Consider the following 20,553-nt stretch of genomic DNA (forward strand, 5'->3'; position numbering starts at 1 on the left):
TTTCCTCCTGATCATTTAATCCTGAACAGCGGCTGGCCGTACTCCACCACTTCCTCGTTGTTTGCAAGGATGGCTTCCACCACACCGTCATACTCGCTTTCAATTTCGTTCATCAGCTTCATGGCCTCTATAATACCAAGAACCTGGCCTTTCTTCACCGTATCGCCCACTTTTACAAACGCGTCCGCATCCGGTGAGGAGGAGGCATAAAAGGTTCCCACAAGAGGAGAAGTGATCACCTTATCAGAGCCGATGTCCACCCCAGCCGCCAGGGCGGGCGCTTCCTGAGCCGGCACCGGGCAAACGCCGGTTCCTGCTGCCATTGCCGTGTTGATCATCTGGACTGACGCCTGATCCATGGAGGGAGCAGAAACCGTAAGGATCTGCGGCTGCTCCTTTTTACATTTCAGGGAAAGCTTCATATTGCCTTCTTCCAGCTCAAAGCTGGTCAGCTTATTCTCAGACACCGCCTGGATCAGCTGAATGATTTCATCTATATTCATAGCATTTCTCCTCCTATTATTCGCTGAATTTCCTGACGATCAGGCTGGCATTGTGTCCGCCAAAGCCCAGGGAATTGCTGATGGCAACATCCACATCCATGGCAACGCCGTCTCCCGCCGTATAATCCAGGTCGCACCCTTCTCCCGGTTTTTCCAGGCCAACGGTTGCATGTACGTATCCGTCCTCGATGGACTTGACGCAGGTAATGAATTCCACGCCGCCTGCTGCGCCCAGAAGATGGCCCACCATGGATTTTGTGGAGTTTATCTTTACTTTTCCGGCATGGTCTCCCAGTGCCAGCTTGATAGCCTTTGTCTCAAACAGGTCATTGTGATGAGTGCTGGTTCCATGGGCGTTGACATAGTCAATATCTTCAGGCTGAATTCCTGCGTCCTTAATGGCATTCTCCATGGCGCGGGCCGCACCGCTTCCGTCCTCTGCCGGGGAGGTGATGTGGTATGCGTCACAGGTTGCACCGTAACCCACTACCTCGGCCAGGATATTGGCCCCCCGGGCCTTTGCGTGGTCTAAGGATTCCAGAACCACAACACCTGCGCCCTCGCCCATAACAAAACCGTTGCGGTCCTCGTCAAACGGGATGGACGCGCGCTTTGGATCATCCGTTGTATTGAGAGCGGTCAGAGAGGTGAATCCGGCAATACCAATGGGGGTAATGCTGGCCTCGGCGCCGCCTGCCACCATCACATCGGCCTCGCCGTACTGGATGGAGCGGAATGCCTCGCCGATGGAATGGGTGCCTGTGGCACAGGCTGTGACCACGTTAAAGCACTTTCCCTTTAATCCAAACTGGATGGCAACATTGCCGGCCGCCATATTGCTGATCATAAGAGGCACCAGAAGAGGGTTCACACGGCTGGGTCCCTTTTCCAGCAGCTTCTGTACATCCTTTTCCATGGCCTGGAGGGATCCGATCCCGGAACCCACACACACGCCCACGCGGTATGGATCTTCCTTTTCCATATCAATTCCGGAATGCTCCAGGGCTTCCTTGGAAGCGGCCACCGCAAACTGGGAAAATGCCTCCATACGGCGCGCGGCCTTGGCGTCCATGTAATCCTTGGCATTAAATCCCTTTACTTCAGCCGCCAGCTTACATTTATAATCGGTTGTGTCAAAATATGTGATAGGGGCAATTCCCACGGTCTTATCCTTCAGTCCCTGCCAAAAACTTTCCACGTCATTGCCAATGGGGGTAATGGCGCCCATACCGGTAACTACTACTCTTGTTTTCATACGCTCACACTCCTGTTCTGCTCTACATTGCCATGCCGCCGTCTACACAGAGAACCTGGCCGGTTATATACTTTGCCTCATCGGAAGCCAGGAATGCTACTGCATTAGCAATATCCTGTGTCTCCCCAAATTTCTTCATGGGGATCTTCTCAGTGGCTGCTTCCTTTACACTGTCACTTAACACATCCGTCATCTCGGTGACGATAAAACCGGGAGCCACGGCATTCACCGTGATTCCCCTGCTTGCAAGCTCCCTTGCAGCGGATTTGGTGATGCCGATCACCCCTGCCTTAGCCGCACAGTAATTGGCCTGGCCCGCGTTGCCCAGAACACCGGAAACAGAAGACATATTGATGATCCTTCCGGACTTCTGTTTTAACATCTGGCGGGCAATATGCTTGATGCAGTTGAACACACCCTTTAAATTGGTGTTGACGACCGCGTCAAAATCCTCCTCGGACATCTTCATCAGCAGGTTATCCCTGGTGATCCCGGCATTGTTTACCAGGATATCCAGACGTCCGTGCCTGGACACAATGTCCGCCAGCATCTGTCCGCAGGCCTCAAAGTCGGAAACATTACACTGCAGCGCCTCTGCCTTGCCTCCTGCGGCCTCAATCTCTTTTACCACTTCCTCCGCCTTTGCGGCAGAGCCATTATAATTTACAATCACCGTAGCACCCTTTGCTCCCAGGGTCAGGGCTACCTGGCGTCCTATGCCGCGGCTGGCGCCTGTTACAAGTGCAATCTTTCCTTCCAGCATCTTGGTCCTCCTTTTATTGTAATGCTTTCGCTTATTGTAAAGCTTCCGTTTATTGCAATGCTTCCACTACCTTGTCTATATCTTCCAGCTTTTCCACGTTCAGGGTTCTTACTTCCCTGCTGATCTTTTTCATGAATCCGGCCAGCGTTCTGCCCGGTCCGATCTCGATAAATGTATCCACCCCGTCAGCGATCATGGCTTCCACGCTCTGCTGCCATCTGACAGAGGATGATACCTGCCTGGTGAGCAGTTCCTTTACCGGCTCTGCCGTTGTCACAAACTCTGCGTTTACATTTGCTACATAAGGGATCCGGGGTGCATGGATCTCCACTCCCTCCAGTACCTTAGCCAGCTTCCCGCCGGCCTCCGCCAGCATACCCGAATGGAAGGGGCCGCTGACATTCAGCATAAGGGCACGCTTTGCTCCCGCTGCTTTCAGCTCTTCACATGCCTCCTCCACGGCTGCCTTTTTGCCGGAGATCACGATCTGGCCCGGGCAGTTGTAATTGGCGATCCACACGCCCTCCATGGCTCCTGTGACCGCCTCAATAGCGGACGCGTCCAGTGCCAGGACCGCTGCCATGGCGCCTTCCCCCACGGGAACGGCTTCCTGCATCAGGATCCCTCTCTGGCGCACGGTGCGGATGGCGTCTTCCGCACTCATCACACCGGAGGCGGCCAGCGCACAATATTCTCCCAGGCTCAGTCCGGCAGCAACATCCGGCTTGATCCCTCTTTCCTCCAGCACTTCCATCATGGCAATGCTGGTGGTAACCATGGCCGCCTGGGTATATTCCGTGATATCCAGTCTGTCATTCTGTTCAAAACACAGCTGTGGCATGGAAAAGCCCAGAAGCTCCGATGCTTTGTCAAACACTCTTTTGCCAGTCTCTGTCTGCTCATAAAAATCCTTGCCCATGCCGCAGGTCTGTGCTCCCTGTCCCGGGAAAATAAATGCGATTCTGCTCATCCTCTTACTCCTTTATTGTAAACGCTGCTGTTATTGACTAATCCCTTTGCAGAAGCTTGGCTGCCTCCGCCATCATCTCATCGATCATTTCCTTGCAGGTCTGCTCCTTGGAGATCATACCCGCGATCTGTCCTGCCATCACGGTTCCGTTTATAACGTCACCTTCCTGTACTGCCTCCCTAAGCTTGCCCAGTGTCAGGTACTCCAGCTCCTCAAAGGACTTGCCTTCCTGCTCCAGCTTGATGTACTCCCTTGTCATCTGGTTTCTCAGTCCCCTTACAGGATGTCCATGGCTGCGCCCCGTAACGGTTGAGTCAATGTCCTTTGCCTTGATGATGCGCTGCTTGTAATTCTCATGTACAATGGATTCCTTGGCAACCACAAACCTGGTGCCCATCTGCACAGCCTCTGCGCCCAGCATAAAGGCTGCCGCGATCCCTCTTCCATCTCCAATTCCGCCTGCCGCAATCACGGGAATGGATACCGCGTCCACCACTTGGGGAACCAGGGTCATGGTGGTCTGCTCACCTATGTGTCCGCCGGACTCCATGCCCTCTGCAACCACTGCCACTGCTCCGTATTTCTCCATACGGCGTGCCTGGGCAACGGACGCGACCACGGTGATCACCTTGATCCCGGCTTCCTTCCACATTTCCATATATTTTTCAGGATTTCCGGCTCCGGTGACAACCACCTTGATGCCTTCCTCCACAACAACCCTTGCCACATCATCCGCATGAGGGCTTAAGAGCATTACATTGACCCCAAATGGCTTTTTGGTCAGTTCCCTTGCCTTGCGGATCTCATCACGAACCACCTCTCCCGGTGCATTGGCTCCGCCGATCAGCCCAAAACCGCCTGCTTCCGATACGGCTGCCGCCAGATTATGTTCTGCTACCCAGGCCATGCCGCCCTGAATAATAGGATATTCAACTCCTAACATTTCTGTAATTCTCGTCTTCATTGTTCTACCTCCAGTTCTACATTCCTGAGCTTCCATTATGAATGAAACAGCGTGCTTCAGTAGTATCCACACGCCGTTGTCTTCTTTCATATCTATCTGTTTTTATGCCTCTACGCCTTTAGCCTTTAAGTAGTTCATAACCTCGCCCACTGTTGTCAGCTGCTCTAAGTCCTCAGCAGGGATCTCTACAGAATACTCATCCTCCAAGGCCATAACAAGCTCAAACAGGTCAAGGGAGTCGGCTCCTAAGTCCTCTTTAAAGGAAGATGCCTCTGTTACAGTTTCTGCCTCCACGCTCAACTGTTCTGCAATGATCTCTTTCATTTTCTCTAACATGGTTGTTGTTCTCCTTTTACATTTTCATATTTTTATATTTTATTATTATATTTTTACCATTTTTTGCTAACACTAGTACCCTACCACTCTAAAAGTGTAGCTCCCCAGGTAAGACCTGCTCCAAAGCCTGAGAATACGATCTTATCCCCGGCCTCCAGCATGCCCTTCCTGTTTATCTCATCCAAAAGAAGGGGTACGGATGCGCCCGAGGTGTTGCCGTAGTGCTCCATATTCACAGGGAAACGGTCCACGCTGACTTTTAAGCGCTTGGCAATGGACTCTATGATCCGGTAGTTGGCCTGATGGATCACAAAATATTTCACCTGTTCCGCTGCCACACCGCTGTCATCCAGCACCTGCCTGATGCACTCCGGTACTTTCTTTACAGCAAACTTAAATACTTCCTGGCCGTCCATGGTCATATATCCCAGCTCCGGCTTTTTTCCCATAAGGAAATTTCCGTTGGTCCTGGATCCACAGGTGAGCACTCCGCCCTTGGTACCGTCTGAATGCATATTCATTCCCAGTATCCCGGTGCTGTCTGCCTTTACCACCACAGCTCCTGCGCCATCTCCAAACAGCACGCATGTGTTCCTGTCTGTCCAGTCGGTCAGTTTGCTGAGTACATCCGATCCAATCACCAGCGCTGTTTTAGAAAGGCCGCTGCTGATAAATGCATGGGCGGTATTCAGTGCAAATACAAATCCGGTGCAGGCCGCGCTGATATCATAGCAGGCTGCATTAACCGCCCCGATCATGCCCTGAACCTCGCAGGCCCCATTGGGGAAACAGTAATCCGGTGAGGAGGTTCCCAGAAGAATCAGGTCTATCTCCTCCGGCTTTACGCCAGACTGCTTTAATGCTTCCTGTGCCGCGCAGGCCGCCATATGGGAGGTACTATCGGCTGTTGCAATCCTTCTTGCACCGATACCCGTGCGGCTGCGGATCCATTCATCACTGGTCTCCACAATCTTTGCAAGGTCGCCGTTGGTCACTATCTGCTCCGGTACATATGAACCGGTTCCTATGATTCTTGTTGTCATTCTTCTTACCCGTCCCGAATCCTTCCAGCAATAAGCGGACTCTCGCCTTCCTTTTTTGTCTCCATAACGGAAATACTTTGAACATCAAAGTAATACTACAGGAAAGATATCTATTTGTCAAGAAATATTTTTTGTCGCTTTTTGCAAAGTTTACTGCACTTTGCCATTTCTTACCATTTCTAACATTTACATATATTGACTTTCATTACTAAATTTGGTAAGTTTAATTTGTAAAAGGGGATAAATCTTTATATAAGGGGGTTGAAAATCATGAAGACTACAGGTGTTATTCGTAAACTGGATGAGCTTGGCAGAATCACGCTTCCCATTGAATTAAGAAGAAGTCTGGATCTGGACGTTAAGGATGGCCTGGAAATTACGGTCCAGGACGACTGTATCATCCTCAAGAAAGCGGAATGTGCCGATATCTTTACCGGCAGTACCGATGAACTGCTTGAATACGAAGGTAAGAAGGTTTCCAAACAGTCCGTTATCGCCCTGGCTAAGCTGGCCGGCCTGAATGTGGCTGAGTAAAACAAATCTACATAGAAAGAACCCACGGCATCCCTTAAAAGGGAGGATAGCCATGGGTTCTTTCTTATATTAATGTGTTTTATTAACAGGTTTCATTTTTAGCTTACATCGCCCCCATAAGACTGGGCAGGAAAAGCACCAACTGAGGTACAAAGGACAATATAAGGACAACAATGATCAATGTTATGATATATGGTACCATTGCTTTTGATATGGATTCCACCTTTACCCCTGAAACACCAGATAATACATAAAGCACCATCCCAACCGGAGGCGTAAGCAATCCGATCATTACATTAACCGTCATAAGTACTCCAAAATGGACCAAATTCATACCATAAGAACTCATAAGAGGTACCAATATCGGTGTTAAAATAATAATTGATGCAGTACCATCCATAAACATTCCCACTATAAGGAACAGCAGATTAACCAATAAGATTGCTGCAATTTTGTTGGGTACAATGGATGATATTGCTGCTGCCGCATGTACAGGTATCTGTTCTACCGTAAGGATCCAGCCAAACACACAACTTGCCGATGCGATCAGCATAACCATTGCCGTTGTCTTTACTGTTTCATCTATTATGGACGGGATATCTGATACTTTGATGTTGTGTGTGGCAAATGAAACGATTAGTGAATAAACCGCTGCCACCACCGCCGCCTCTGTCGGTGTACATACCCCGGACACAATGCCTCCTATTAATATGACCGGGGCCAAAAGCCCCCAAAAGGAATGGGAAAAACAGTTGGCAATTTCTTTTATTCCTGCCCGGGGATGCGGTTCGTACCCCCGCTTCTTAGCCTGAAACCATACTACAACAGCCATTGCAAAGGCCATACATAATCCCGGAACAACTCCGGCCATAAACAAGGACCCAATAGATACACCAGCGATCACCCCATACATGACAAAGGGTACACTTGGCGGGATCACTGGTCCAATACAACTGGAGGCCCCGGTAATGGCCAGTGAAAAGTCATCGTCATATCCGGCACTTTTCATGGCTTTTAATTCAATGGCACCCAGACCACCTGTATCTGCAATAGCGCTCCCTGACATTCCCGCGAATATGACCGATGCCAATATGTTGGCATGTCCCATTCCCCCTCGGATATGTCCCACCAGTTTATCAGCAAACCCAAAAATTTGCTCCGTTATGCCGCTGTGATTCATTACCGCTCCGGCAAACATAAAAAAGGGTACCGCCATCATGGAAAATGAATCTCCCACTGTCATGGTCATTTTCTGTATGATTATGTTCAGAGATGCTCCCGATGATAAAAAATACGCCAATGACCCCAGCAAAAGCGAAAAACCAATGGGCATTCCAAACGCCATAAGGACTATTAATACCGCTGCCATTGCTGCCATTACCCGCACACCTCCTTTTCCGGTGTTCCTTTTACTATAAGGATTGTCTGAAGCAACATATGGATAACGATCAGTGTATATCCCACAGGAACAGCGGCAAATACACAGCTCATTGGAATCTGCATACATCCCGATAGAAGACCTGACTGCTTTCTTACGTACTGGAAAGCATGGGGCAACATATAAATGAGTGCCGCTGCCACCAGAAGATTACACACAATTTTGACTCCCTTCCGCACCATAGACGGCATACGATCCGTAACCAGAGTGACTGCCACATGCTTGTCCTGGGTCACGCAATATGCTGATCCGATAAACACAAGCCACACATAAACATATCTTGCAAATTCCTCACTCCACAGCAAGGGGCTGTTGAAAAGGTAGCGCATGACAATCTGTGCCGTGACTACCGCCATCATGGAACAGAAGATAACCGATGTGACTAAACGCTCTCCATACTCCATTTTGCGGATGATTCTTTTAACTAATTTTTCCATAATAATGTTCCTTTACCCAATTGAAATATTCTTTCTACTGCGCCAGATTCTGTATTTCAGAATATAACTTTGGATCATCCGCACTGAGCTTTTCTGCCACTGGTGCCAGTGCCTCTCTGAAGGCATTGTCATCTACTTCAACCAATTCAATTCCATTTTCCTCCTGGTAGCATTTCATAAACCTTTCCTCCTCCTGGTTCGTCTGCTCATTAGCCCAGGATGCCGCATGGTGGATGGCATCCAAAAGAATCTGCTGGTTTTCCTGCGTCAGTTTATCCAGACAGCTCTGTGATACAAGGGTGAAAGTGACCTCACGGGCGTGGTTTGTAAGCATCAATTCCTTACATAATTCCTGTATATTCCACGCTGAGAAACCGGATAAGGTGTGTTCTGCGCCATCGACTACCCCTTGTTGCATTGCAAGATACTGCTCTGTGGCTGCCATTGGTGTTGCCGCCGCCCCCAACCCATTAACCGTGGCAATGATAGAAGGCATATCCGGGCATCGTATCTTAGCCCCTGCAAATTCTGCCGGTGTGGCTGCTTTTAATCCTGTTGTAATAACATACCTGGCCCCCATTGTTTGAGTTCCACACACAATCGCCCCCAGATGTTCGCTCGCCTGTTTGAATAAATCCGCCTCCACATCACTTCCTATAAATTTCTCAAAATGCTCATAGCTCCCAAACAGATAGGGGGCCTGAAATACGTTAAATGCCGGATAACGTTTTCCCAATTCTCCGGAACCAGTGTTACACATATCAATACTCCCATCCAGGACATTAGTATCCACATCGCTTTCATTTCCCAACTGGCTGGAATCATACACAACAACATGGACTTTTCCTCCAGTCTTTTCCTCCACCTCGTCAGCCATCTTCTGAAATGCCTGTACATAAACAGTTCCCGGTGTGGACGTTGTACTGTACTGAAGCGTGACTTCTTTCTGCTCAGATTCGGCTGTTTTTCCATCCGCCTCTGTCACCTTGGCTGGTTCCGTCATCTTGGCTGGTTCAGAACCTGCACCAGAGGTCTCCGCCTTATTTGTAGAGGAGGCACACCCGGTTACCATAGCTGCTGATACTATAAGCGATATGGCTATTGAGCAAAAAAACTTTGATTTTTTCATATTTATATTTTCCTTTCCTTATGACTTTAAATATTGATCAAAAAATGCATAAATTTTATCTGTATTTTCTGGAGTCCTAAAAAATTCCTCCGCATGGTCCACCTGCGAAAACAGCTCCAATGTAACCTTATCCGGTCCGATCATACGTTCCAATTTATCGGCAAATAATATACTCTGCTGAAAGGGAACTACGGTGTCCGCCAATCCGTGCTGGATAAAAAAAGGCGGACAGTCTTTTGTGATATAATTCTCTGGATTGGCCAGTTCACACAAATGCGGAACCTTACAGGGAGCCTTCCCCAGCAGCATGCCGCCCATAGACTCATCATTCGTACATGCCTCATTAGGATCCATTCCATACTGCCTATGCTGATGTTCCAGCTTTAAAATGTCGATGATTGGATACAGGGCTACTACACACTGGACAGCGGAGCTCTCCTGTGGATTTCCCATATTAAGGTCTTCCAGCTGGGGCACCGTGGCACCTGTACCTGCCAGCGAAGCCAGATGCGCTCCCGCAGATAATCCCCACAAGCCGATTTTTTCCGGATTCATGTGATAGAGAGAAGCATTGGCCCTGATATAACGGATCGCTGCTTTGATATCATATATCTGTATGGGAAACCGCCCATGGACACTCCAGGTATACTGTAGTGACACCACTGCATATCCCCTCTTAAGCCCCTGGAGCACCGGCTTGATCTTCAGTGAACTTTTTGCTCCGTAATACCACCCTCCTCCATGAATGTCCACAATTACAGGAAACGGGCCTTTCCCCTGTTCCGGCAAATAAATGTCCATTACCTCATCTTCTGTGCACTCTGCATATCTGACATTTAAAAATTTTCGATGCAGCTCCGGAGTCTCCAAAACAGATGCTGTTTCTTCACTCTCGATTAAAACCATATTGTTGTCTCCTTGCATATTGAACTTATATAACTTCAGGGCCGGCCAGCCAATGAATTTGTATAAATTAATTATATTTAATTCACCATTTTTAGACAATATACACACTGTTTTCTTTTTCCATCTAATAATGTGCACTCTGCATAGTTTCAAGCATCCCCTGGTGTCCCCCCTACAGCTTGAAAGTTTATTTTATACATGTTACTATATGTTCAAAATGGCTTTAAACATTTGGAGGTTACAGCTTGAACGCTTACGAAATGGCCCATGTATCCCAGAAATTTGTTCAATATCTTCAGGGGGCTCTGGCAGAGCATGGAATCAACCTGAATATAACCAACCAACGCGGAATGATCATTGCCAGTTCCTGCGAGGATTCCATTAAAAAGTTCTGTGAACCCGCATTTCGGGCCATTGATAAAAACCAGACCGTTCTCGTTTCCTGTAATGATTCTCCTGAATTCTCCAATGCTCGGGAGGGGATCTACATTCCTCTGCATCACGGACAAAACCTTCTGGGGGCGCTGGGACTGGAAGGAAACCTCCAACAGGCATTCTCTCTTAAATCCATGTGCCTGCTGACTGCAAAATCTTTTTTTGAAATGGAGTTCTATAAAGAGTCCTACTGGGGAAAATTGGATCAGAGAAATATTTTCACTAAAATCCTTCTGTACTGCGAGGAAGATCCATTTCCTTCCGAGGTGCACCATATCACAGAAAAATTCAACATTGACACTACGCTGGTCCGCATCCCTATACTTTTCATTCTCAGATATAATGAGTTAAGTGAAGATAAATTGATTACGGAATTCAAAAAGAATCCCTCCCATACAAGTCAGGATATCATATGCATCACCCGCGGGCAAAACGCCGTAGTCTTCCGGGCATTGTCCCAGGATCCATCCCTGGCGGTCTCCCAGTACCGGGAGTCTGTGGATACCTATATCAAAAATGCCCAGCAATTAAGCATCAACAATGGGCAGCCCTTTATCTGTACCATTGGTTCCCTGCAAAATAAACTGCTGAATTACCACAGGGCTTTCCGGCATACGCTATGGGTGTGTAATAATTGTGCAGATGTAACCTATGAACATGAAACAATGACTTACTATTTTTATGATTACGTATTTGAATATATACAGAGTCAAATTAATATGGAAGAAACCTCTATGATTTTTAATGTGTTTTCTGAAGTCCTGCTGAACAGGGAATGGGATTCCTTCTCCCGAAACATGGGCTCATTGCTCCATAATAATATGAACATTTCCCAAAGCGCTAAGGATTTATACCTGCATCGCAATACGCTGATTAACTGGATCAACCGGTATAAGCAGCTATTCGGGGTGGATCCTGTCAATGATAACGTTGGGCGAGAATTTACCCAGCAATTGTACCACTTTTATACCCATTCCTTGACACAATAAATTTTCTTTCCATAATACAAATTGCCGGGTCCTAAACCCGGCAATTAAACATAAGCCCTACAAAAGCTGCTGGTACACATCCCTCTTACTGATCCCCCGGTCCCCGGCCACTGACTTCATGGCCTCCTTCTTATCCTGTCCCATGGATATATAATGGTCCATATGTTCCTCTATGGACATTTCCTCCCAAGTCCTGATCCGTTCCTGCTTAAGCTCCTGAGGGGATTTTCCTTCTATTACGATCACACATTCCCCCTTTGGCTCCTCCTGTCCGTAGACTGACAGGGCCTCCTCAAAGGTAGTTCTGAAGGCAGTCTCAAATTTCTTGGTCAGCTCCCTGAGAATGGTTATCCTCCTGTTCCCCAACGTCCCGTATAGGTCATCCAGTGTTTTCACCAGATGATGGGGCGCTTCATATATAATGATGGTCCGGGTCTCATCCTTTAGCTCCTTAAGAATCCTGAGCCGTTCCTTCTTATCACTCTTCTCAGCGGGCAGGAATGCCTCAAAACAAAACCGCCTTGTGGACAGACCCGACATGGTAAGGGCCGTGACACAGGCCGCAGGCCCTGGAAGGGATGTGACCTCAACCCCCGCCTCATAGCACTGGCGCACCAGCTCCTCCCCGGGATCCGATATGCCGGGGGTTCCTGCATCGGTGATCAGTGCAATGTTCACCCCTGACTGCAGCTGTTCCACCAGATACCTGGCTTTATCCACCTTGTTATACTCATGATAACTGGTCATAGGTGTCCTAATCTCAAAATGGTTCAGAAGCTTGATGCTGTGGCGGGTATCCTCTGCCGCGATCAGATCCACTTCCTTTAATGTTCTGAGTACCCTGAAGGTAATGTCCTCCAGGTTGCCGATGGGCGTTGCACACAGATATAACTTGCCTGCCATAAGCCGCTCCCTTCTATTACTATAGTGTTATAATGTCCGGCCTCAATATCCATAAGTGGTGCGTATCTCCCGGGAGTACTCCCCCTCCCGGTCAAACACGATCACCGGCGGCTCCACCTTTAAAAGAGCTCCGCCGCCCCTCACCGCCTCAATGAGCACCATATTGGCCTCCCGGTCCACATACGGGTGGACCATCTTCATCCGCTTTGGCTCCAGCCCATGCTGCTTCATGGTCTGGATGATCTCGATCAGGCGCCTGGGCCTGTGGACCATATAGAACCGTCCTCCCGGCTTCAAAAGCCTGGTCCCCTCCCGCACCACGTCATCCAGGGTGCACTTGACCTCATGCCGCGCAATGGCCTTGGCATCCCCGGGATTCTTAAGCCCATGGGCATCATTCATATAGGGCGGGTTGGATGTGACCACATCAAAAGAGGCCAGGGCAAATAGACCGCCGGCCTCCACAATGTCTCCCGTGACAATCTCCACCTTATCCTCCAGATGGTTGTATCGAACGCTGCGCCTGGCCATATCCGCAGATTCTTCCTGAATCTCCAGCCCTGTAAAATGCTCTCCCTCTGTCTTTGCAGTTAAAAGGATGGGGATGATGCCTGTCCCTGTTCCCAGGTCCAGCACCCGCTCCCCCTTTTTTACCACTGCAAATCCTGATAAAAGCACTGCATCCATACCAAAACAAAAAGCGCCTTTTCTCTGGATAATACCATAATGATTCCTCTGCAGGTCATCGATGCGCTCATCATCCCGAAGCATCACCGGGCCTGCCTGGGTCCATGTATGTTCCACTCGATCATCCTCCCGGCAGCCTTAATTATTATCCAGCTTTGACTTACCTTCCCTTTTCTCAAGGGCTTCCAGCTGCTTCAGCTCCGCGTCCGGCCCATCGGCCGCCTGCTTCTCCCCGCCTTTGCCCTTTTTCTTTCTGGGCTTGAACTTCAGCTGGTCTACCTTATACTCTCGGATCTCTTTTTCATCCTTGTCAACGGTGACGATCACCTTTACCTGCTGGCGCAGCACATTGACGCTCTGGACCTCACCTTTTAAACCGTCATTGGTGGTCACATAATCACCCTGGTTGGGCAGCCTGCTGTTTAAGACTTCATATGTCTCCTCCTCATTCTTAAGGCAGCACATCAGCCTTCCGCACACGCCGGATATCTTGGTGGGGTTCAGGGACAGGTTCTGCTCCTTTGCCATCTTAATGGACACAGGTATGAACTCGGACAGATAGGAATGGCAGCACAGGGCCCTGCCGCAGATGCCGATCCCACCCATGATCTTTGTCTCATCCCTTACGCCCACCTGGCGCAGCTCGATCCTGGTCTTAAACACACTGGCCAGGTCCTTTACCAGTTCCCTGAAGTCGATCCTTCCGTCAGCCGTAAAATAAAACAGCACCTTATTATTGTCAAATGTATATTCAGCATCGATCAGCTTCATCTCCAGGTTATGCTTCTTGATCTTCTCCTGGCAGATCCTGAACGCTTCTTTTTCCTTTGTCTTATTCCTGCTCTCCGCAGCCTCATCCTCTGCGGTCGCCATACGGATCACAGGCTTTAATGGCGGTACCACCTTGGACTCATCCACCTCACGGTTGCCCAGCACCACATATCCATATTCAATTCCCCTGGCAGTCTCCACGATCACGTGGTCCCCAGTCTTAACTTCCCGGCCTGCCGGGTCAAAATAATAAATCTTTCCCGCTGTGCGAAAACGCACTCCGATCACTGTTATCATTCCGTGTTCTCCTTCTCTTGCCGGCCCTTTGCCGACCCGCTCAGGTCGCGCTCCCAGGCCATCTATCCATCTCAATCCGCATCTATCCTAAAAACCGTCTGTCCTAATATCGTCTGTCCTAATACTGTCTGTCCTAATACTAGTTCTCCTTCATGGTCAAAAGCATCAGCTCCATCACAAGCTCTGTGTTAACATTGGCATCCAGGCGTATCCTGGCCTTGTCAATGGCTTCCAGTATGCGCTCCAGTCCCTCATATCCGCTGACCGTGCTCATGGACTTAATGGTTGAAAACTCATCCTTGAATATCAGCAGATTAATATCCTTTGTGGTCTTATACATGAGAACATCCCGGTACCACATCTGCATGAAATCCAGACAGCTGTAGATATCCAGGTTCTCCTCCCGAAGCTTATGGATATAATCTAAAAGCTCCGATATATCCGCCTCCTTCAAGTGCTTCAGCATATGAAGGATCTCATCATACATCCGTTTAAAATCCTCTGACTCCGCCAGATGAATGGCCTTGCCCAGGTTTCCCCTGGCAAAAGCAGCGTAGATCTCAGCCTGGCTCTCCTCCACCCCAAGGGACTGGATCAGATATTCCTTTACCACCACATCCTTAAGGGGCTTCAGCTTCAGCTGCACACACCGTGAAAGGATGGTTGGAAGAAATGCGTCCGGATTCGTGGTCAGAAGCAGGATCACCGCATAGGAGGGCGGCTCCTCAATGGTCTTTAAAAGGGCGTTCTGGGCCTGGACCGTCATCTTTTCCGCTTCATCCACAATATAAATTTTATAGTAACTGCTGTAGGGTCTTACCAGAATAGTGTCATTGATCCGTTCCCTGATATCATCCACGCCAATACTGGCTGGCTTTTCATGGGTCACATAGATCAGGTCCGGATGGCTTCCCGCCAGCACCTGCTTACATGCGTGGCACTGCATACATGGATCCGGCAGCCCCTTCTCACACAGCAGGTTCAGCGCAAACGCATTGGCCAGGGATTTCCTCCCCATGCCGGCCTCTCCGCTTAATATATAAGCATGGGAAACCTTCCCTGTCTGAACCGCGTTCCGGAAATGATCCTTTATCTGTTCATGACCTAATATATCGTTAAAACCCAGCATTCTGATGGTCCCCCTTGGCGCAAAAATATACTAAATTAGTATAACATAAGATATTTTTAATGTATACCCTTAAGTTTTTCCTAATCAATCCCATATTTTTTCAGCCTTCTCCACAATGTGGTGGTACTGATATCCAGAGCCTTGGCAGTCAATGTCTTGTTGCCGTTATATTTTTGTAATGTCAGGCACAGGAGTTCCCGGTCCGCCTCCTCCATGTTCCTGTTTCCGGCTTCCAATCCGGGAACCTGTTCCTCCCTCCCGTATAACTCCTCCAGAAGCTCCATAACATACCTGTCCGTCATGATCCGCCTCCCTGAGGTCAGAACGCATCTCTCGCAGAAATGCTTCAGCTGCACCAGATTTCCTTTCCATGAATACTCAATGAGGATCCTCTTGGCATTGTCCGTGAGTACATGGAAGGTGGAATATTTTTCCACATAATGGGAGATGTAAATCGTAACAAGCCGTTCAATATCCTGCTTTCTCTCCCTCAGAGGCGGAATCCGCAGCGCCATGGAACAGAACGCATAATACAGATCATCCCTGAACAGCCCCATTTCCAGGAGTTTCCTCATGTCCTTGGTGGTGGTGCCAATCAGACGGGTATTTACATTCTGGATCCGGTCCAGATCATTGTAGAGAAGGGTATTGTTCTGGATAATATTATTAAGGAAGTACTGGGTTCTGGTCCCCATTTTATCCAGCGCATTGATGCACAGGGTACCGTTCTCCGCAGCCAAAAGCGCTCCTTTGGTCTGTTCCCTGGAATCCGGGTTCAGAAAACGCTTCCCAAACAGCAGGTCGATCTGGGCCTCATCGGAAAGCCCCGCAATATTTACAGAGATATAGGCGCCTGACTTTCGCAGGCTGTGGTTGTGGATCGCCTGGGCCATCTCTTCCCTCTCATCCCCAGGGTTTCCCCAGATGATCACAGGGCTGTCGGATATGGCATAACATTTTGCCAGCTGGACGGTTTTTGGCATTCCCTGGCTGAGATACTCAATATCTGAAAAAGAATGTTTGGCAATATATCCGCACAGGTACTGGTCCTTCATCCGCTTTGTCTCATCAGCACTGACCGGGCGTTTAATCTTATTACAGGAAATGATCGCCCCGTCCGCCTGATCCGCAATGACAATGGGCGTCATCATGATCATCACCCGTTCCCGGCCGATACAGGCAATGGAGCAGTAAGTTTCCTTCGTGCTTCCCAGGACCTTTTCCACCTCTTTCTTATCCATATCACCCAGGACAGCCGTGACGGCTTTTCCCTTTACATCAGTGATGGACTGGCGCAGCATCAGCTCCATGGCATGGTTCATTACAGTGATAGCGCCCTTTTTATCAACCTGCAGCATACCGTTTACCGCCCCCTCCATGGCGGCGGCAAACCGGACGCTGTTGCTCTTCTCCTTCTGAATGGCCTGGTACAAAGCCTCCGCCTGGATAATTGCATTCCTCACTGATTCCATTGTGGAGTAAAAATATCCCGATGCAATGTTATCATTGCGGAAATTCTTTGTATAAGCCAGCACATCCGCTCCGCCTATGATCCCGTCCAGTTCCTCAAAGATCCCATCTGTCAGCACCTTTTGGAAATTGTACCCCTCATCCAGATAATATCGGAACAGCTGTACTCCGAACAGCTGATCAAAGCATGTGGTATCGCAGAACATATTGGGATCCCCCACCAGCCCGATGCGTGGATGTTCTTTTCCTATCTTCTCCTTCAGATCCATGACTAAAAGTCCCATCTCCTGGGCTGTCAGGACAATATGGATCACCGTGATATTGGTATACTGCTCGATCAGCCTGGCTTGGCGGCCCCTGGCAATAATGATGGTGATACCATCCGACACCGCCTTTCTCGCCTCCGCCACCGCATCTGGTCCTCCTTCAATCTTCTTTAGAAGGGAAATGTTTCCCGGGTTTTCTGCCAGAACCTCCTTTGCCATATCATATACGCCCTGATCCGGTGCAAAAAATGCAATTCCTGCCATCCTATCCCTACTTTCTGTTATCGCCCCTATTTATAGATTACCGCCTCATAAGCCTGGATCTCCTCCTCTTCCCCTTGGTAATTCACGTATCGATGGCTCTTTGGGCAAAAGCGCTGCCCCTCGTTCAGGCCCAGCAGTGTACCGGCTATCACCAGCCTGACTGTAACCGGTCCGTCCGTGGAAAGTGTTCCCGGAATCCTCCAGCCATACTCCGACCAGGCCCGCGTTCCCAGGCATACGCCATTTACCCACAGTTCCACGCTGTCCTGAAGCCAGGAATCCCTTATGGCAAGAGTGAACGGTTCCCCCGCAGCAGCCCCTTCCATTATGATATCCTTTTCATATTCAGCCACTCCACCGTAAAAGGGGATCCCCCCGGCCTCCGGATCCTTTAATGGCACGGACTTCTTAAGCGCCCCGATCCCCCAGCCAAGACCTTTGATCCTTACGGAAAATGCACCGGCCAGGTACAGCGGACAGCGCAGCCCGTCAAAGTTTTCCTTGCAACGGACCACAAGCCGCAGTTTGTTTTCCCCCATCTGCAGCCGTTTGCCGCACTCCACCGCCAGATTATTAGGAAGCCACAGCTCCTTTGTCTCAAACATCTCATCCAAAGGCCGGTCATTCAGCCATATCCGAAAGGAACCCCTGACAGCCTCCGGCTCCATGGCCAAATAGACCGGCTCTGTCAGCACGGAGGGATCATCTACTGAAAATGATGTTTGGTACTCATAGTCATCCTCTGAAAGTTCCAGCTCTTTTGGACAGCCGAACTGCCGTTTCAGCGCAACCGGAATCAGCATCTTTCCTTTTTCCAGCTGATCCACCACCGGCATGGGCTCCACGTCCGGTGCCTTCTGTCCGGTGCCCTCCGCCCGCAGAGACCATCTTCCAAGGCGCAGTACATTGGGCCTTTTTAATGCCAGGCGCCATTCCCCGTCCAGGGAAAGCTCCACGGTCCGCTCCTCTGTTCCCATCCCTCCCCGGATCATTCCATTTCCATCCGCGGTAAAGATACCTGATCCAAAGGGTGCCAGGCGCAGGGATCCATCCACTATATTACCACTAATCCACCGCTCCGCCGGGCCTGCATTTACCAGAAAATAGACCCTTCTTCCATCCGCTCTGCCGTATTCCGCGGAGAACACGTCCTCCATTCCCCGGCCATCGGCTGCCTCAAGCTTGTATCCACCCAGGCGTTCCTTAAGGCAGCGGCACAGTGTCTCCCCCTCCCTCACATAAAAACCATTGCCTCTGCCCATTTCCAGCCACTCCTTCATCCACGGTCCGGGATCCAGTGTCTGGATCTGTTTCTCCGGCAGGCTTCCCACTGCCGCTGTAATCCCACCTGCCTCAGTGAACTCTTCCACCTTCCGGAAACATGCATCCTCCAGATTATCCAGATAGGGGAGCACCACTGCTGAAAACCGCTCCCCATTGATGCGGATCCCCACCCCCTCCTCATCCCGGCAGACCTCTCCCGCTGCAAGAAGCCCCGGATCGATCACATAGTAGTCCAGCCTGTATTTTAAAAACAGTTCCTGAAGCCGGCCAAACTGCTTCTTCTTTTCATCCTGCCCCTTCCCTGCCGTCCACAAGGAGGTGACCGGATCCACAAGGAGCAGGGGAACGATGCGGCGGAGCGTGCGGTTTGGTTCTGTAATGTAGCCGGCATACGCACTCAACTCCTTCATATCCTTCCACCAGGGCATCTGATAAAAAGCGGAGGGAGGGGCATCATATTTTTTCAGGCCGTTGGATGTATAGTAAAAGGCGTGGATCACAAACCATTGGATTCCCTGAACGGCCAGCCAGTCAAATGTCCACTTCATATCCTGTAATGTCATTCCCCAGCCAATACTGTGAAAAGCCTCGCACAGAGCCGCCCTGCCTCCATAAAAATGTCTTGCTGATGCAGCAAATTTGGCGTTGGCCCTGTATTTGCCAGGAGCGATCAGAGGATGCACCCCCGCTTTCTGATGCCCGGCATCCACGCCCGGGCAGTGCATATAGCGGAGAGAGCTGCTTCTCATAATAGGCTTTTCTCCTATGAACAGCAGTCCATGGTCCTCACACCAGCGGGATACCTGCCTGTCATAGCTCTCTGTAAAAGCCTCTGTGCAGGTATCCCAATATGCATACAGGACCCGGTCCGTCATGTCCCCCATGGAAATCCCAAAAAGCACCGGAAGGTACGAAAGGATCTCTATGCCTGTCCGCTTTATTATAAGGTCAGGCAGCAGAGTTGACCAGGGCCTGTCCGGAGGAAAAGCCGTGATCTCATCGGTAAAGATCCCCTTGATCACCGTTTTAAAATACCTCCCAAGCCTCTTGGCATACCGCTCATGGGTAGTATCCAGGTAAGCGCGCACAGCGTTGGGATTCAGGGTATCCACATACGTTCCAAAATACTTAAATCCTGTCATTACCACCTCTGTGAACACATAAATCTGCCAGCTTCCCTCCGGCGCCTCCCACTGAAGCTGTTTCTTTTGTCCCCCTGTAAAATACCGCTTCCTGTTATAATCTGTCAGGCCGCTGAACTGGAAGATCTCCTGGCTGTAGGAGATTCCCGTATATTCCAAAAGCCCGATCCCCTTTTTCCATTCAATTTTCCCTTCCTTAGAAGGATAGGCCATGGCCGACAGCACCTGGCCCCAGGGCAGGTCAAGGACAACACGCTCTTTGCCCTCTGCCGTACACGACCTCATCTCCAGCTTCTTACACTGGTACTCCGGATGGTCTAAAAGCACCTGGCCCGCTGTCACGCCGCTGGGATAAGGATACTCGTCATAGAGCCATACCTCCATTCCCCTCTCCCCGGCCGCCTGGACGGCAATTTCCACCTTTTCCATAAAAAGTTCCGATAAATACGGAACATCCATCCCCTGGCGGGGATGGATGATAAAGCCCTGGATCTCCTGCTTATGCATCTCTTCAATTTGCCGCAGGATCTCCTCCGTTTCCATCCCTCCGTTCCAAAACCAGAAGGGCTGGATTCCTAATCTAAGATCCTCATATCCTGTCTCAAGTCCCATATCTTCTCCCAAATTCCAACACCGGC

At 49.7% G+C, this 20,553-nt stretch carries 19 protein-coding genes; 2 read left to right on the forward strand and 17 right to left on the reverse strand.

Annotation, left to right across the window (positions count from 1 at the left end; translation table 11 throughout):
* Positions 1–11: 11 nt before the first annotated feature.
* The 7 genes from accB to ABID13_RS18110 all read right to left on the reverse strand — a co-directional run bounded on the left by accB (position 12) and on the right by ABID13_RS18110 (position 5,834).
* A complete protein-coding gene (gene accB / locus ABID13_RS18080; protein ID WP_045091695.1) occupies positions 12–503 on the reverse strand; it encodes an acetyl-CoA carboxylase biotin carboxyl carrier protein in 492 nt (163 codons plus the stop codon).
* Between the two features lie 16 nt (positions 504–519).
* Positions 520–1,758, reverse strand: a complete 1,239-nt coding sequence (gene fabF / locus ABID13_RS18085; RefSeq protein WP_007870500.1) for a beta-ketoacyl-ACP synthase II — start codon at positions 1,756–1,758, stop codon at positions 520–522.
* Positions 1,759–1,780: 22 nt separating this feature from the next.
* Positions 1,781–2,521 carry a 3-oxoacyl-[acyl-carrier-protein] reductase gene (gene fabG, locus ABID13_RS18090; protein ID WP_007870502.1) on the reverse strand — a complete coding sequence of 247 codons (741 nt, stop codon included), beginning with the start codon at positions 2,519–2,521 and terminating at the stop codon, positions 1,781–1,783.
* A gap of 49 nt (positions 2,522–2,570) precedes the next feature.
* Complete coding sequence (gene fabD / locus ABID13_RS18095; RefSeq protein WP_048931053.1) at positions 2,571–3,491, reverse strand: ACP S-malonyltransferase; 921 nt, start codon at positions 3,489–3,491, stop codon at positions 2,571–2,573.
* Positions 3,492–3,528: 37 nt separating this feature from the next.
* A complete protein-coding gene (gene fabK / locus ABID13_RS18100; protein WP_082174007.1) occupies positions 3,529–4,491 on the reverse strand; it encodes an enoyl-[acyl-carrier-protein] reductase FabK in 963 nt (320 codons plus the stop codon).
* A gap of 66 nt (positions 4,492–4,557) precedes the next feature.
* On the reverse strand, positions 4,558–4,791 hold the full coding sequence (gene acpP, locus ABID13_RS18105) for an acyl carrier protein (protein WP_007870511.1): 234 nt from the start codon (positions 4,789–4,791) through the stop codon (positions 4,558–4,560).
* Between the two features lie 80 nt (positions 4,792–4,871).
* Complete coding sequence (locus tag ABID13_RS18110; protein WP_007870513.1) at positions 4,872–5,834, reverse strand: beta-ketoacyl-ACP synthase III; 963 nt, start codon at positions 5,832–5,834, stop codon at positions 4,872–4,874.
* Positions 5,835–6,104: 270 nt separating this feature from the next.
* Here ABID13_RS18110 and ABID13_RS18115 point away from each other — a divergent pair, with 270 nt between their 5' ends.
* Entirely contained in the window at positions 6,105–6,368 is a 264-nt protein-coding gene (locus tag ABID13_RS18115; protein ID WP_007870516.1) for an AbrB/MazE/SpoVT family DNA-binding domain-containing protein, read from the forward strand.
* 103 nt (positions 6,369–6,471) lie between these two features.
* On the opposite strand, the gene ABID13_RS18120 is transcribed toward ABID13_RS18115, so the two are convergent.
* From ABID13_RS18120 to ABID13_RS18135, 4 genes are read right to left on the reverse strand one after another with little or no spacing between them, the layout of a single operon-like run.
* A complete protein-coding gene (locus tag ABID13_RS18120; RefSeq protein ID WP_007870521.1) occupies positions 6,472–7,746 on the reverse strand; it encodes a TRAP transporter large permease in 1,275 nt (424 codons plus the stop codon).
* Positions 7,746–8,243 (reverse strand): TRAP transporter small permease, encoded by a 498-nt coding sequence (locus ABID13_RS18125; RefSeq protein WP_007870524.1) that lies wholly within the window; start codon positions 8,241–8,243, stop codon positions 7,746–7,748. The genes ABID13_RS18120 and ABID13_RS18125 overlap by 1 nt, the downstream gene beginning before the upstream one ends.
* Positions 8,244–8,277: 34 nt before the next feature.
* Entirely contained in the window at positions 8,278–9,372 is a 1,095-nt protein-coding gene (locus ABID13_RS18130; RefSeq protein WP_007870527.1) for a sialic acid TRAP transporter substrate-binding protein SiaP, read from the reverse strand.
* Between the two features lie 18 nt (positions 9,373–9,390).
* Positions 9,391–10,278: an alpha/beta hydrolase gene (locus ABID13_RS18135; RefSeq protein ID WP_007870537.1), complete on the reverse strand. Its 888-nt coding sequence runs from the start codon at positions 10,276–10,278 to the stop codon at positions 9,391–9,393.
* A 245-nt stretch (positions 10,279–10,523) separates the two neighbouring features.
* On the opposite strand from ABID13_RS18135, the gene ABID13_RS18140 reads away from it, so the two are divergent.
* Entirely contained in the window at positions 10,524–11,702 is a 1,179-nt protein-coding gene (locus tag ABID13_RS18140; protein WP_007870539.1) for a sugar diacid recognition domain-containing protein, read from the forward strand.
* A 57-nt stretch (positions 11,703–11,759) separates the two neighbouring features.
* On the opposite strand, the gene rsmI is transcribed toward ABID13_RS18140, so the two are convergent.
* The 6 genes from rsmI to ABID13_RS18170 all read right to left on the reverse strand — a co-directional run bounded on the left by rsmI (position 11,760) and on the right by ABID13_RS18170 (position 20,527).
* Positions 11,760–12,605, reverse strand: coding sequence for a 16S rRNA (cytidine(1402)-2'-O)-methyltransferase (rsmI, locus tag ABID13_RS18145; protein ID WP_007870541.1), 846 nt, complete (start codon positions 12,603–12,605; stop codon positions 11,760–11,762).
* 42 nt (positions 12,606–12,647) lie between these two features.
* Complete coding sequence (locus ABID13_RS18150; protein WP_048931083.1) at positions 12,648–13,376, reverse strand: tRNA1(Val) (adenine(37)-N6)-methyltransferase; 729 nt, start codon at positions 13,374–13,376, stop codon at positions 12,648–12,650.
* A 54-nt stretch (positions 13,377–13,430) separates the two neighbouring features.
* Entirely contained in the window at positions 13,431–14,360 is a 930-nt protein-coding gene (locus tag ABID13_RS18155; RefSeq protein ID WP_007870544.1) for a PSP1 domain-containing protein, read from the reverse strand.
* Positions 14,361–14,499: 139 nt separating this feature from the next.
* Entirely contained in the window at positions 14,500–15,489 is a 990-nt protein-coding gene (holB, locus tag ABID13_RS18160) for a DNA polymerase III subunit delta' (protein WP_048931054.1), read from the reverse strand.
* A gap of 80 nt (positions 15,490–15,569) precedes the next feature.
* A complete protein-coding gene (locus tag ABID13_RS18165) occupies positions 15,570–17,489 on the reverse strand; it encodes a sigma 54-interacting transcriptional regulator (RefSeq protein WP_048931055.1) in 1,920 nt (639 codons plus the stop codon).
* 26 nt (positions 17,490–17,515) lie between these two features.
* Positions 17,516–20,527, reverse strand: a complete 3,012-nt coding sequence (locus ABID13_RS18170) for a glycosyl hydrolase (RefSeq protein WP_048931056.1) — start codon at positions 20,525–20,527, stop codon at positions 17,516–17,518.
* Positions 20,528–20,553: the final 26 nt, after the last annotated feature.

The organism is Enterocloster citroniae (assembly GCF_040545455.1).
GTDB classification, from domain to species: Bacteria; Bacillota; Clostridia; order Lachnospirales; family Lachnospiraceae; genus Enterocloster; species Enterocloster citroniae.